Source organism: Streptomyces sp. M2CJ-2 (genome assembly GCF_016757295.1).
Classification (GTDB): domain Bacteria; phylum Actinomycetota; class Actinomycetes; order Streptomycetales; family Streptomycetaceae; genus Streptomyces.
On sequence record NZ_JAESIF010000024.1, the window covers coordinates 36,187 to 50,068 of the forward strand.

The 13,882-nt window shown below is 70.1% G+C and carries 9 protein-coding genes; 6 read left to right on the plus strand and 3 right to left on the minus strand.

Features of this window, described 5'->3' with window-relative positions:
- The first annotated feature begins 50 nt into the window (after positions 1 to 50).
- Positions 51 to 1,028, plus strand: coding sequence for a RecB family exonuclease (locus JL475_RS19515; RefSeq protein ID WP_237407629.1), 978 nt, complete (start codon positions 51 to 53; stop codon positions 1,026 to 1,028).
- A gap of 14 nt (positions 1,029 to 1,042) precedes the next feature.
- Positions 1,043 to 1,714, plus strand: coding sequence for a response regulator transcription factor (locus JL475_RS19520; protein WP_055597029.1), 672 nt, complete (start codon positions 1,043 to 1,045; stop codon positions 1,712 to 1,714).
- A 117-nt stretch (positions 1,715 to 1,831) separates the two neighbouring features.
- Here the strand turns inward: JL475_RS19520 and JL475_RS19525 are convergent, their stop codons facing one another.
- The 3 genes from JL475_RS19525 to metH all read right to left on the minus strand — a co-directional run bounded on the left by JL475_RS19525 (position 1,832) and on the right by metH (position 8,266).
- Positions 1,832 to 3,436: an ABC transporter substrate-binding protein gene (locus tag JL475_RS19525; RefSeq protein ID WP_202279069.1), complete on the minus strand. Its 1,605-nt coding sequence runs from the start codon at positions 3,434 to 3,436 to the stop codon at positions 1,832 to 1,834.
- 444 nt (positions 3,437 to 3,880) lie between these two features.
- Positions 3,881 to 4,609 carry an HAD family phosphatase gene (locus tag JL475_RS19530; RefSeq protein WP_202279070.1) on the minus strand — a complete coding sequence of 243 codons (729 nt, stop codon included), beginning with the start codon at positions 4,607 to 4,609 and terminating at the stop codon, positions 3,881 to 3,883.
- 135 nt (positions 4,610 to 4,744) lie between these two features.
- On the minus strand, positions 4,745 to 8,266 hold the full coding sequence (metH, locus tag JL475_RS19535) for a methionine synthase (RefSeq protein WP_202279071.1): 3,522 nt from the start codon (positions 8,264 to 8,266) through the stop codon (positions 4,745 to 4,747).
- A 293-nt stretch (positions 8,267 to 8,559) separates the two neighbouring features.
- Here metH and JL475_RS19540 point away from each other — a divergent pair, with 293 nt between their 5' ends.
- The 4 genes from JL475_RS19540 (at position 8,560) to JL475_RS19555 (ending at position 13,792) form a co-directional block, all read left to right on the plus strand.
- Positions 8,560 to 9,324, plus strand: coding sequence for an IclR family transcriptional regulator (locus JL475_RS19540; RefSeq protein WP_202279072.1), 765 nt, complete (start codon positions 8,560 to 8,562; stop codon positions 9,322 to 9,324).
- Positions 9,325 to 9,705: 381 nt separating this feature from the next.
- Positions 9,706 to 10,500 (plus strand): MIP/aquaporin family protein, encoded by a 795-nt coding sequence (locus tag JL475_RS19545; protein WP_202279073.1) that lies wholly within the window; start codon positions 9,706 to 9,708, stop codon positions 10,498 to 10,500.
- 110 nt (positions 10,501 to 10,610) lie between these two features.
- Entirely contained in the window at positions 10,611 to 12,146 is a 1,536-nt protein-coding gene (gene glpK / locus JL475_RS19550; protein ID WP_202279124.1) for a glycerol kinase GlpK, read from the plus strand.
- Positions 12,147 to 12,175: 29 nt separating this feature from the next.
- Positions 12,176 to 13,792, plus strand: a complete 1,617-nt coding sequence (locus JL475_RS19555) for a glycerol-3-phosphate dehydrogenase/oxidase (RefSeq protein WP_202279074.1) — start codon at positions 12,176 to 12,178, stop codon at positions 13,790 to 13,792.
- The last annotated feature ends 90 nt before the right edge of the window (positions 13,793 to 13,882 follow it).

The window sequence follows — 13,882 nt, forward strand, 5'->3', positions numbered from 1 at the left end:
ACCCTTGGTCTGCGGATCCCTGTCAGTACCGGGCCGTAAGGTCTGTGGGCATGGAGACGAGCACCGAGGGCACGGGACGGCCCGACAGCATGCCGGTCGTGGCGGCGGATCCGCCGGTGGTGGCCGGGGCCCCGCCCGGGAGAACTGCCGCGCCGCCCGCCTCGCTGTCCCCGTCGCGTGCCAGTGACTTCATGCAGTGTCCGCTGCTGTACCGGTTCCGGGTCATCGACCGCCTGCCGGAAAAGCCGAGCGAGGCGGCGACCCGGGGCACGCTGGTGCACGCGGTGCTGGAGCGCCTCTTCGACGCCCCGGCCGCCGAGCGCGCGGCACCGCGGGCGAAGGAGCTGGTCCCGGGCCAGTGGGACCGGCTGCGGGAGTCGAGGCCGGAGCTCGTGGAGCTGTTCGCCGAGGATCCGGAGGGTGAGCGGCTGGCGCGCTGGCTGGCGGAGGCGGAGCTGCTGGTCGAGCGCTGGTTCACCCTGGAGGATCCGAGCCGGCTGGAACCCGCCGAGCGGGAGCTGTTCGTCGAGGCCGAGCTGGATTCCGGGTTGAGGCTGCGCGGCATCATCGACCGGGTGGATGTGGCGCCCACCGGCGAGGTGCGGCTCGTCGACTACAAGACGGGCAAGGCGCCTCGGCCGGAGTACGCGGAGGGCGCGCTGTTCCAGATGAAGTTCTACGCCCTGGTGGTGTGGCGGCTGAAGCAGGTGATCCCGCGCCGGCTGCAGCTCGTGTACCTGGGCAGCGGTGATGTGCTGACGTACGACCCGGTCCGCGCCGATCTGGAGCGCGTGGAGCGCAAGCTGCTGGCCCTGTGGGAGGCGATCCGGCTGGCCACGGAGACGGGTGACTGGCGGCCGCGTCCCACCAAGCTGTGCGGCTGGTGCGACCACCAGGCGCACTGCCCGGAGTTCGGCGGCACTCCCCCGCCGTATCCGCTGCCGGTGCGGGCGTCCGGGCCGGCGTCGGCCGATGTGCCCCGGAGGCAAGCGGGACAGGGCACCCAGGGCACAATGGGGGCGGACTAGCGAAGGAGAGTCACGTGGCCATCCGCGTCCTACTGGTTGACGACCAGCCGCTGCTGCGTACGGGCTTCCGGATGATCCTGGAGGCCGAGCAGGACATCGCGGTCGTCGGTGAGGCCGGAGACGGCCTCCAGGCCCAGGACCAGGTGCGGGCGCTGCAGCCCGATGTGGTGCTGATGGACATCCGCATGCCGCGGATGGACGGTGTGGAGGCCACCCGGCAGATCACCGGCCCGGAGCGGGACGGCCCGGCGAAGGTGCTGGTGCTCACGACGTTCGATCTCGACGAGTACGTGGTGGAGGCGCTGCGGGCGGGTGCCAGCGGCTTCCTGCTGAAGGACGCCCCGGCCAATGAACTGGTGCAGGCGATCCGGGTGGTGGCCGCCGGTGAGGCGATGCTGGCCCCGAGCATCACGCGCCGGCTGCTGGACAAGTACGCCACGCATCTGCCGTCCGGTGACGAGCCGGTGCCGGACACACTGCACACCCTGACCGACCGTGAGGTCGAGGTGCTGAAGCTGGTGGCACGGGGACTGTCCAACGCGGAGATCGCCGCGGACCTGTTCGTCAGTGAGACGACCGTGAAGACGCACGTCGGTCATGTCCTGACGAAGCTGGGGCTGCGTGACCGGGTACAGGCCGCGGTGTACGCGTACGAGAGCGGTCTGGTGCGCCCTGGGGCGCAGTAGCTCCCGCTCCGGTCCGCACACCGGCTCCGAGCCGCACGCCGAGGGCGCCTCCGACTTCCGCGAGACGGGAAGTCGGAGGCGCCCTCGGTGTGTGAGCCCGCTCGGGGCTCCGCTGCGTCAGCCGCTCACGCCTCGTCCCAGCTCCCACAGCTGGAGCGTGGAGGAGGAGTTGAGCATGTAGGCGGTGCCGGTGATGTCGTCACGTGCGGCGCTGTACTGCTTGCCCTGCCACAGGGGCAGCACGGGCACGTCCTCCGCGACGATGTCCTGGATGTCGTTCAGGCTGCCGGCCGCGGAGAGCCGGTCGGCCTGGCGGCGGGACTCCGGGATGAGCTCCTTGCGGATCTCGCTGTTGGCGTACGGCGAGTTGAGGAAGTTGTCCTCGTCCAGGAACGGGGCGAGGAAGTTGTCGGCGTCCGGGTAGTCGGGGAACCAGCCCATGCCGTAGACGTCGAACTTGCCCTTCTGTCCGTCCGGCCGGAAGGTCTCCCAGGCCGCGCCCTTGATGTCGGTGTCGAACAGGCCGCTGTCGTTGAGCTGCTTGCTGAGCTGCTCGAACTCCGCCTTGGTGGCGGGACCGTAGTGGTCGGTCGTGTAGTGCAGCGTCATCTTCACCGGGGTGGTGACACCGGCCTTCTCCAGCATCTGGCGGGCCTTGGAGACGTCGGGGTCGCCGTACTTGTTGAAGAACGCGTTGGAGTGACCGGTGACGGTCGCGGGGACCAGTGAGTACAGCGGCTCGGCCTGGGAGCCGTAGACCTTGGCGACCAGTTCGCTGCGGTTGATGACCTGGGCCATGGCCTGGCGGACGGCCTTGGTCTCCACGCTGGGGGCCTTGGTGTTGAAGACCAGGTAGCGGATCTCCAGACCCGGCGACTCGACGAGGTCGATGGCGTCCTCGTTGTCGTTGCCGAGTTCCCGGATCTGCTCCGGCGACATGCTGCGGGACATGACGTCGATGTCATCGTCCTCGAGCGCCTGGCCCATGGCCTCGGCGCTCTCGAAGCTGCGCATCTCGACCTTGTCGTTGCCCACTTCCAGGGACCCCTTGTAGGAGGGGTTCTTGACGTAGGTGGCGCGGACCAGTTCGCCGTCCTCGACCTCGGTCTCGAGGGTGTACGGACCGGAGCCGTCGACGTCGAATCCTTCGCGCAGCTTGCCCTTGTCGTACTTCTTCTCGCTGAGGATGCCCGCGACCGGGGTCGACAGCTTGTAGGGGAAGGTGGCGTCGGCCGACTTGAGGTGGAAGATCACCTCGCGGTCGCCCTTGGTCTCGATGGTGTCGATCGTGGACAGCAGTGCGAACACACCGCTGTCGGACTGGATCGAGAGGGCGCGCTCGATGGAGAACTTCACATCGGCGGCGGTGACGGGCGAGCCGTCCGAGAACTTCAGGCCTTCGCGCAGGGTGCAGCTGTACCGCTCGTTGCCGGTGTCGGTGAAACCGCAGCTCTCCGCGGCCTCGGGCACCGGCTCACCGTCGCCACGCGGCTGGATCAGCAGGGTCTGCACCGTCTGGCGCAGCATGTTCCAGGTGCCGACGTCGTAGGCGTACGCCGGGTCGACCGGAGCGGGCTCCTCCTCCGAGACGGTGAACCGGTCCGTGGTGCCGACGACGATCGCGTCGCCGCCGCCGCTCCCACCACCGGTGTCGCCACAGCCGGCGAGTACCGGCGCGAGCAGGCCGATCGCGGCCGCCAGCACCAAAGTCTTGCGGTTCATGCTCGAGTTTCTCCAGAGCTGTCGACTCCGTGTATGCGGCATACGGGTTGTTACTGCCGGCCACGGGGATGGGGGTGATGTTCTCGCGATGAGATTAGTCCGCGCCCGCAGGGAGGGTCGCGGCGACCGGAGTTGAGCCCCCATCACGCAGTGGAACCGGGTGTGAACGCACCGGCGAACGTGGACGGAGCAGGATTGGGGCAGCGTTCCACCAATCGGGACACAAGGGAACGCGAACGGCCCCAGAAACGGCGCGGACACCACAAGCCGACCCCCCTGTCGACCCCCTGATGGGTGGTGAACATCACACGGCAACCGGGTCGGACGGTACCGGAATTCACCAGCCGGTAGCGCTCCGAATTCCTTCGGACACACAACCCGCCGACCCGAACGCGGGCCCTGGGAAATTCCGGTCCCGCAGGCCGCTCCACACGGGGTGAACCCCTAGCGCATTTCCGTCATCAGCCCGCGCAGAAAAGTCAGATCGACCGTTTCCAACGACGGTACGACGGTCCGCCGGGCGGCCGGCGTGATGGGGGCCACGGAGGGCACCGCCACGACGTGACAGCCCGCGGCCTCGGCGGCGGCCACGCCGGTCGCCGTGTCCTCGACGACGGCGCACCGCACGGGGTCCACACCGAGACCGAGGGCGGCGGTCAGGTACGGGTCGGGGTGGGGCTTGGTGCGCGGGACCTCGTCACCGGCGATCGACAGCGCGAAGTGGTGGGCGCCCAGCGAGGTCAGTACGCGGTCGATGATGCGCCGGTGCGAGGCGGAGACCAGGGCCGTGGGGACACCGTGCTCGGACAGCTCGGCGAGCAGCCGGGCGGCACCGGGCATCAGCGGCAGGGCACTGGAGATGCGGTCCTCGAAGCCGTCGTTGAGCAGTACCGTCAGTTCGGCCAGGGGGATGTCGGCTCCGGTCGCCTCGATCAGGAAGCCCGCGCTGCGGGTCATGGGGCCGCCGACCACGACATGGCGCCACGAGTCGTCGAGGGCGTGGCCGAGGGAGGCGAACACCTCGACCTCGACATCCCACCAGAAGCCCTCGGTGTCGACCAGGGTGCCGTCCATGTCCAGGAGCACGGCCTGCAGGGGGGAACCTTCGGCCGGGGAGGGGTCGAAGGTCTGGGGGAGAGTGCCGAGCGCGGTAACCGGAACCGTACTGGTCATCCACGTACCTCCTTCAAGGGACGATCAGGCCGGTTCCCACGAGGGGAACCGGCCTGCGGTGGACCGACAAGTGTACGTCGTGCGCGACGCAGCCGCTCAGTGCGCGCCGCGAGCCCGACGAACCGCCGGACGGGATCAGCGGGCGTTGAAGTACTTGGCCTCTGGATGGTGGATCACGATGGCGTCCGTGGACTGCTCGGGGTGCAGCTGGAACTCCTCGGAGAGGTGGACGCCGATGCGCTCCGGCTGGAGCATCTCCGCGATCTTGGCACGGTCCTCCAGGTCGGGGCAGGCGCCGTAGCCGAGGGAGAAGCGGGCGCCCCGGTACTTCAGGGCGAACATGTCCTCCATCGCGGCCGGGTCCTCACCGGAGAACCCGAGCTCGGAGCGGACCCGCGCGTGCCAGTACTCGGCGAGCGCCTCGGCCAGCTGCACGGAGAGCCCGTGCAGTTCGAGGTAGTCGCGGTAGGCGTTGGCCGCGAACATCCGCGCGGTCTCCTCGCCGATGCGGGAGCCGACGGTGACGATCTGGAAGCCGACGACATCCGTCTCCCCGGACTCCTCCGGGCGGAAGAAGTCGGCCAGGCACAGGCGCCGGCCGCGGCGCTGGCGCGGGAAGGTGAAGCGGGTGCGTTCGTTGCCCGCCTCGTCCAGGACGATCAGGTCGTCGTCCTTGGAGACGCACGGGAAGTAGCCGTACACGACGGCCGCCTCCAGCAGGTTGTCCGTCTGGAGCCGGTCCAGCAGACCGCGCAGCCTGGGCCGGCCCTCGGTCTCCACCAGCTCCTCGTACGTCGGCCCGTCGCCCGTGCGGGCCTGCTTCAGGCCCCACTGGCCCTTGAACAGGGCGCCCTCGTCGAGCCAGCTCGCGTACTCCTTGAGCTGGATGCCCTTGACCACCCGGGTGCCCCGGAACGGCGGCTCGGGGACCGGGTTGTCGGTGGCGACGTCCGAGCGGACGTGCCCGGCCTCGGGGCGCTCGTCGATCTCCACGGTGGCCGCGCGGACCCGGCGCTGCCGCAGCTCGGGCAGCTTGGCGCCGGGCACGCCGCGCTTGATGCCGATGAGGGCGTCCATCAGGCGCAGGCCCTCGAAGGCATCGCGGGCGTAGCGGACCTCGCCCTGGTAGATCTCGTGCAGGTCCTGCTCGACGTAGGCACGGGTCAGGGCGGCGCCGCCCAGGATGACCGGGTAGTCGGCGGCCAGTCCGCGCTGGTTGAGCTCCTCCAGGTTCTCCTTCATGATCACCGTGGACTTCACCAGCAGCCCGGACATGCCGATGACGTCGGCCTTGTGCTCGTCGGCGGCGTCCAGGATCGCGGAGACCGGCTGCTTGATGCCGAGGTTGACCACGTTGTAGCCGTTGTTCGACAGGATGATGTCGACCAGGTTCTTGCCGATGTCGTGCACGTCGCCGCGGACCGTGGCCAGCACGATGGTGCCCTTGCCCACGTCCTCGCCGTCCTCGACCTTCTCCATGTGCGGTTCGAGGTGGGCGACGGCCGCCTTCATCACCTCGGCGGACTGGAGCACGAACGGCAGCTGCATCTGGCCCGAGCCGAACAGCTCGCCGACCACCTTCATGCCGTCCAGCAGGGTGTCGTTGACGATGTCGAGGGCCTTGCGGGTCTCGAGCGCCTGGTCGAGGTCGGTCTCCAGGCCGTTGCGCTCGCCGTCGATGATCCGCCGCTTGAGCCGCTCGTCCAGGGGCAGCGATGCCAGTTCCTCGGCCTTGTCGGCCTTCAGGGACTTGGCGGTGGCGCCCTCGAAGAGCTGCATCAGCTTCTGCAGGGGGTCGTAGCCCTCGCGGCGCCGGTCGTGGATCAGGTCGAGGGCGGTGGTGACCTCCTCCTCGCTGAAGCGGGCGAGGGGCAGGATCTTGGACGCGTGCACGATCGCCGAGTCCAGCCCCGCCTTGACGCACTCGTCGAGGAAGACCGAGTTGAGCAGGATGCGGGCGGCCGGGTTGAGGCCGAAGGAGATGTTGGACAGGCCGAGGGTGGTCTGCACCCCGGGGTGGCGCCGCTTCAGCTCGCGGATGCCCTCGATGGTGGCGCCGCCGTCCTTGCGGGACTCCTCCTGGCCGGTGCAGATGGTGAAGGTGAGGCAGTCGATGAGGATGTCCTCCTCGCGGATGCCCCAGTTGCCGGTCAGGTCGGCGATGAGGCGTTCGGCGATCTCGACCTTCTTCTCGGCGGTGCGGGCCTGGCCCTCCTCGTCGATGGTCAGCGCGATCAGCGCGGCACCGTGCTCCTTGGCCAGCTGCGCGACACGCGCGAAGCGGGACTCGGGGCCGTCGCCGTCCTCGTAGTTGACCGAGTTGATGACCGCCCGGCCGCCGAGCCTCTCCAGACCGGCCTGGATGACGGGGACCTCGGTGGAGTCCAGCACGATCGGCAGGGTGGAGGCGGTGGCGAGCCGGCCGGCCAGTTCCTTCATGTCGGCGACGCCGTCGCGGCCCACGTAGTCCACGCACAGGTCCAGCATGTGCGCGCCCTCGCGGATCTGCTCCCGGGCCATCTCCACACAGTTGTCCCAGCGGCCCTCGAGCATCGCCTCACGGAACTTCTTCGACCCGTTGGCGTTGGTCCGCTCACCGATCGCCAGGTAGGAGGTGTCCTGACGGAAGGGAACGGTCTGGTAGAGGGAGGCCGCACCGGGTTCCGGGCGCGGGTCGCGCTCCGCCGGGGCGAGGCCGCCCACGCGCTCCACGAGCTGCCGCAGATGCTCGGGCGTCGTACCGCAGCAGCCGCCGACCAGCGACAGGCCGTAGTCGCGGACGAAGTTCTCCTGTGCGTCCGCCAGCTCCCTCGGGGACAGCGGGTACCGTGCGCCGTCCTTGGTGAGTTCCGGCAGACCGGCGTTCGGCATGCACGACAGCTGGACGCGGGAGTGGCGGGCCAGGTAGCGCAGGTGCTCGCTCATCTCGGCCGGGCCGGTCGCGCAGTTCAGGCCGACCATGTCGATGCCCAGCGGTTCCAGCGCGGTGAGCGCGGCGCCGATCTCGGAGCCCAGCAGCATGGTGCCGGTCGTCTCCACCGTGACCGACACGATCAGCGGGACCTCGTGTCCGGCGATCTCCATCGCACGGCGGGCGGCGATGACGGAGGCCTTGGTCTGCAGCAGGTCCTGGGTCGTCTCCACCAGCAGCGCGTCCGCGCCGCCCGCGAGCAGGCCCTCGGCGTTCTGCTGGTAGGCGTCCCGGATGGCGGTGAAGGTGGTGTGGCCGAGGGTGGGCAGCTTGGTGCCGGGGCCCATCGAGCCCAGCACCCAGCGGGGGCGGCCGTCCCGCGCCGCGAACTCGTCCGCCGCCTCGCGGGCGATGCGCGCACCCGCCTCGGACAGTTCGACGACACGGTCCGCGATGTCGTACTCGCCCAGAGCGGTGAGGTTGGCGCCGAAGGTGTTGGTCTCGACGCAGTCGACACCGGCGTCGAAGTACGCGGAGTGGACCGAACGGACGATGTCCGGGCGGGTCAGGTTCAGGATCTCGTTGCAGCCCTCGAGGTCCTCGAAGTCTTCGAGCGTGGGGTCCTGTGCCTGGAGCATGGTGCCCATCGCTCCGTCGGCGACCACCACTCGGGTGGCGAGCGCCTCTCGGAGAGCGGACACACGGGTCCGGCTGTCGGCGGAAGGGGTCAGCGGCAACGAGGCCATGTACGGGGCTCCCTCAAGTGCGACGGCTGTCGGCTTTGCAACTGTCCGAAAAGCACCCTCGTGGTGCTCCCGGGCAGAGGCACGCCGTCAGGGTATCGGGGACCGCGCCCCGATGTTCAGGACGTCCACTGGTCGGACGAAGATGGCCGGGTCCCGAGGTACCGCACGCGGGTGACACGACGGATGGCGGCGGACCATTGGCGGGAGGTCGACGTCGAGCGGTAGTGTTCGGCATTGCCGAACAGCGGCAGCGGCCGCGCGCGACGGCCGAAGGGGACGGAGGCAGCACGGCGATGGCACGGAACATCCAGTCGCTCGAACGGGCGGCGGCGATGCTGCGCCTGCTGGCGGGCGGCGAGCGGCGGCTCGGCCTGTCGGACATCGCCTCGTCCCTGGGCCTCGCCAAGGGCACCGCCCACGGCATCCTGCGCACCCTCCAGCACGAGGGCTTCGTCGAGCAGGACGACGCCTCCGGGCGCTACCAGCTGGGCGCCGAGCTGCTGCGCCTGGGCACCACGTACCTCGACGTGCACGAGCTACGGGCACGCGCCCTGGTCTGGACCGACGACCTGGCCCGCTCCAGCGGCGAGAGCGTCTACCTCGGCGTACTGCACCAGCAGGGCGTGCTGATCGTGCACCACGTGTTCCGCCCCGACGACAGTCGGCAGGTCCTGGAGATAGGGGCCATGCAACCGCTGCACTCCACGGCCCTGGGCAAGGTGCTGTCGGCTTACGACCCGGTGGCGCACAGCGAGGCCCTGGAGGCCGACCGCAAGGCGTTCACCGACCGCACGGTGTGCGAGCCGGACGCCTTCGAGCACATCCTCGACCTCACCCGCGCGCGCGGGTACGCGGCGGACGTCGAGGAGACCTGGGAGGGCGTGGCCTCGATCGCGGCCCCCGTCCACGACCGGCGGCGGATGCCGGTGGGCGCGGTCGGCGTCACGGGCGCGGTGGAGCGGCTGCGGCAGGGCGGCGAGCTGCGTCCGGAGCTGATCGCGGCGGTGCGGGACTGCGCCCGCGCGGTGTCGCGGGACCTGGGCGCCCGGCGGTTCTGAGCGGGCCGGGCAGGCACGGGCGGGACGAACACACTCCGAAGAGCGGGCCGGGGCGCCACAGGGCGTCCCGGTCGTCGCCGCGCCCGGGATCGGGCGAACCGGTCGGACACCGGTGGACACGACGGATCCCCGGCGAAGATCGGCAACTCGGCGCAATCGACGCAGTCGGTAACGATCGCACTTTCGGCGACCAGACCCTTGACGTGTGTGCGAGGCGGAGAAAGACTCCCGTCCATCGGTCGGCATTGTCGAACAGCTATCGGCAATACGCGTTAGAGTGTGACAACGCCAAGGGCCGACATCGCTCTCACCCCTGAGAGCGCCAATCCCCGGCGGGACCCGGGGGTCGGCTTCCCTGGACGAAGGACAAAGGAGTCGCGGGTGTCCAGCTCCGACATCTTCATCGGCGAGACCCTCGGTACCGCCGTACTCATCCTGCTCGGCGGCGGCGTCTGCGCCGCCGTGACGCTGAAGGCCTCGAAGGCCCGCAACGCCGGCTGGCTCGCCATCGCCTTCGGGTGGGGCTTCGCCGTCATGACGGCGGTGTACATCGCGGGGCCGCTCTCCGGCGCCCACCTCAACCCGGCCGTGACCCTGGCGCTCGCCGTCAAGGACGGCGAGTGGAGCAACGTTCCGGTCTACTTCGCCGGAGAGTTCCTCGGCGCGATGATCGGCGCGGCGCTGGTCTGGGTGGCGTACTACGGACAGTTCCAGGCCCACCTGACCGACCAGGAGATCGTCGGCGGTCCGGGCGCACAGGTCACCGCGGCCAAGGCCGTGGAGGCACAGGAGAAGGGCGCCGGCCCCGTGCTCGGCATCTTCTCCACCGGTCCGGAGATCCGGAACGCGGTGCAGAACCTCGCCACGGAGATCATCGGCACCATGGTGCTGCTGCTCGCCGTGCTCACCCAGGGCCTGAACGCCGAGGGCAACGGCCTCGGGGTGCTGGGCGGTCTCATCACGGCGCTCGTGGTGGTCGCCATCGGCCTGTCCCTCGGCGGCCCGACCGGCTACGCGATCAACCCGGCCCGCGACCTCGGTCCGCGCATCGTGCACGCCCTGCTGCCGCTGCCCAACAAGGGCGGCTCCGACTGGTCCTACGCCTGGGTTCCGGTCGTCGGTCCGCTGATCGGCGGCGCCCTCGCGGCAGGCTTCTACAACATCGTCCTCGCCTGACGGCGACCCTGCTGCCGCGCAACCCCGAGTCTTGTGGAAACGCCGTCCGTACAGCCCCGTAATCAAGGAACCCCCAGGAGCACACAGTGACCGACGACCAGACCGCCGGCATCGCCTCCCACGGCCACGGCCCGTTCATCGCCGCCATCGACCAGGGCACGACCTCCTCCCGCTGCATCGTCTTCGACCGCGACGGCCGCATCGTCGCCGTCGACCAGAAGGAACACGAGCAGATCTTCCCCAAGCCGGGCTGGGTCGAACACGACGCCACCGAGATCTGGACCAACGTCCAGGAGGTCGTCGCCGGTGCCGTCGAGAAGGCCGGCATCACCCGGGACGACATCAAGGCCATCGGCATCACCAACCAGCGCGAGACCACCGTCCTGTGGGACAGGAACACCGGTGAGCCCGTCCACAACGCCATCGTCTGGCAGGACACCCGTACCGACGCCCTGTGCCGCGAACTCGGCCGCAACGTCGGCCAGGACCGTTTCCGCCGCGAGACCGGTCTCCCCCTCGCCTCCTACTTCGCCGGCCCCAAGGCCCGCTGGCTGCTCGACAACGTCGAAGGGCTCAAGGAGCGCGCCGAGGCGGGCGACATCCTCTTCGGCACCATGGACACCTGGGTCATCTGGAACCTGACCGGTGGTACGGACGGCGGCCACCACGTCACCGACGTCACCAACGCGTCCCGCACGATGCTGATGAACCTGCACACCATGCAGTGGGACGAGAGGATCGCCGAGTCCATCGGCGTCCCGACGGCGATGCTGCCCGAGATCCGCTCCTCCTCAGAGGTCTACGGCGAGATCAAGGGCGGCAGCCTGGGCGGCCTGCTCGGCGGCATCCCGGTCGCCTCCGCGCTCGGCGACCAGCAGGCCGCCCTGTTCGGCCAGACCTGTTTCGCCGAGGGCGAGACCAAGTCGACGTACGGCACCGGCACCTTCATGGTGATGAACACCGGTGACAAGCTCATCAACTCCTACAGCGGCCTGCTGACCACCGTCGGCTACCAGATCGGCGGCCAGAAGCCGGTCTACGCGCTGGAGGGCTCCATCGCGGTCACCGGTGCGCTGGTGCAGTGGATGCGCGACCAGATGGGCCTGATCTCCACCGCAGCCGAGATCGAGACGCTCGCGCTCTCGGTCGAGGACAACGGCGGCGCCTACTTCGTGCCGGCCTTCTCCGGTCTGTTCGCCCCCTACTGGCGCTCCGACGCCCGCGGTGTGATCGCCGGTCTGACCCGGTACGTCACCAAGGCGCACCTCGCGCGCGCCGTCCTGGAGGCCACCGCCTGGCAGACCCGGGAGATCGCCGACGCCATGACGAAGGACTCCGGCGTCGAGCTGACCGCCCTCAAGGTCGACGGCGGCATGACCTCCAACAACCTGCTGATGCAGACCCTCTCGGACTTCCTGGACGCGCCCGTGGTGCGTCCCATGGTCGCCGAGACCACCTGCCTCGGCGCCGCCTACGCCGCCGGCCTCGCCGTCGGCTTCTGGAACAGCACCGACGACCTGCGCGCCAACTGGCGACGGGCCGCCGAGTGGACCCCCCGCATGGACGCGGAGATCCGCGACCGTGAGTACAAGAGCTGGCTCAAGGCCGTCGAGCGGACCATGGGCTGGCTCGGCGACGAAGACTGACACAGCCCGACGAGGAGCAAGAACCCGACATGACCACTCAGTCCACCCTGCAGTCCGTGCCTGCCCTGGGGACCCGCCCGGCCTCCCGCTCGAACCCGAGCCGGGCCGAGACCCGGGAGCGGCTCGCCAAGGCGTCGTACGACCTTCTCGTGATCGGCGGCGGCATCCTGGGCATCTCCACCGCCTGGCACGCCGCGCAGTCCGGCCTCAGGGTGGCACTGGTGGACGCCGGCGACTTCGCCGGCGCCACCTCCTCCGCCTCCTCCAAGCTCCTCCACGGCGGTCTGCGCTATCTGCAGACCGGCGCGGTGAAGCTGGTGGCGGAGAACCACTTCGAGCGCCGTGCGGTCTCCCGCCAGGTGGCCCCCCATCTGGCGAACCCGCTCACGTTCTACCTCCCCGTGTACCGGGGCGGGCCGCACGGCGCGGCGAAGCTCGGCGCCGGTGTCCTCGCGTACTCGGCGCTCTCGGCGTTCGGCGACGGCGTCGGCCACCTGCTCTCCCCCGCCAAGGCCGCGCGGGACGTGCCGGAGCTGCGCACCGACAACCTCAAGGCCGTGGCCGTGTACGGCGACGACCAGATGAACGACGCGCGGATGGCGCTGATGACGGTCCGCGCGGCGGCCGAGTCGGGCGCGGTCGTCCTCAACCACTCCGAGGTGACCGGTCTGCGGTTCACCAGGGGCCGGGTGACCGGCGCCGAGCTGCGCGACCGGCTCTCGGGCGACGAGTTCGGCGTCGACGCCCGCCTCGTGCTGAACGCGACCGGACCCTGGGTCGACCACCTGCGCCGGATGGAGGACCCGAACGCGGCACCGTCCATCCGGCTGTCGAAGGGCGCGCACCTGGTCCTGAAGCGGACCTCTCCGTGGAAGGCCGCCCTGGCCACGCCGATCGACAAGTACCGCATCACCTTCGCCCTCCCCTGGGAGGACATGCTGCTGCTCGGCACGACCGACGAGGAGTTCGAGGGCGACCCGGCGGATGTCGCGGTCACCGAGAAGGACACCGCCCAGATACTCGACGAGGCCGCGTTCTCCATCCGCGACCGGCAACTGGACCGCGATCTGATCACGTACTCGTTCGCGGGCCTGAGGGTGCTGCCGGGCGGCCCCGGGGACACCTCGAAGGCCAAGCGGGAGACGGTCGTCAGCGAGGGCCGCGGCGGGATGCTGTCCGTCGCGGGCGGCAAGTGGACCACCTTCCGTCACATCGGCCGTACGGTGATGCGCAAGCTCCAGGAGCTGCCGGGCCACCCGCTGGGTGACGACTTCGAGCCGGTCGCGTCGCTGCCGAGGAAGCTGCCGCTGCCCGGGGTGGCCAATCCGCGCGCGGTCGCCCACCGGCTGCTGGTCGACCACCCGGCACCCGGCCCGCGGATGGCGGCGGACACCGCCCGGCACCTGGCGACCCACTACGGTTCGCTGGCCTTCGACATCGCCCGGCTGGCCAATGACGACCCGCGGCTGGCCCGGCGTGTCCACCCGGATGCCCCGGAGATCTGGGCGCAGGTCCTCTGGGCCCGGGACCACGAGTGGGCCGAGACGGCGGACGACGTGCTCCGCCGCCGCACGACCCTGACGATCCGGGGGCTGGCCACGGACGAGGTCCGTGCCGGGGTCCAGGACCTGCTCGACGAGAAGTAGGGGGCGGGGCGCCGGCACCGGTTCCCCCACGGGAGCCGGTGCCGGGAAGGGGCGCCCGGGCCGCTCGCGCTCCCGGACCGCTCCGGCCAC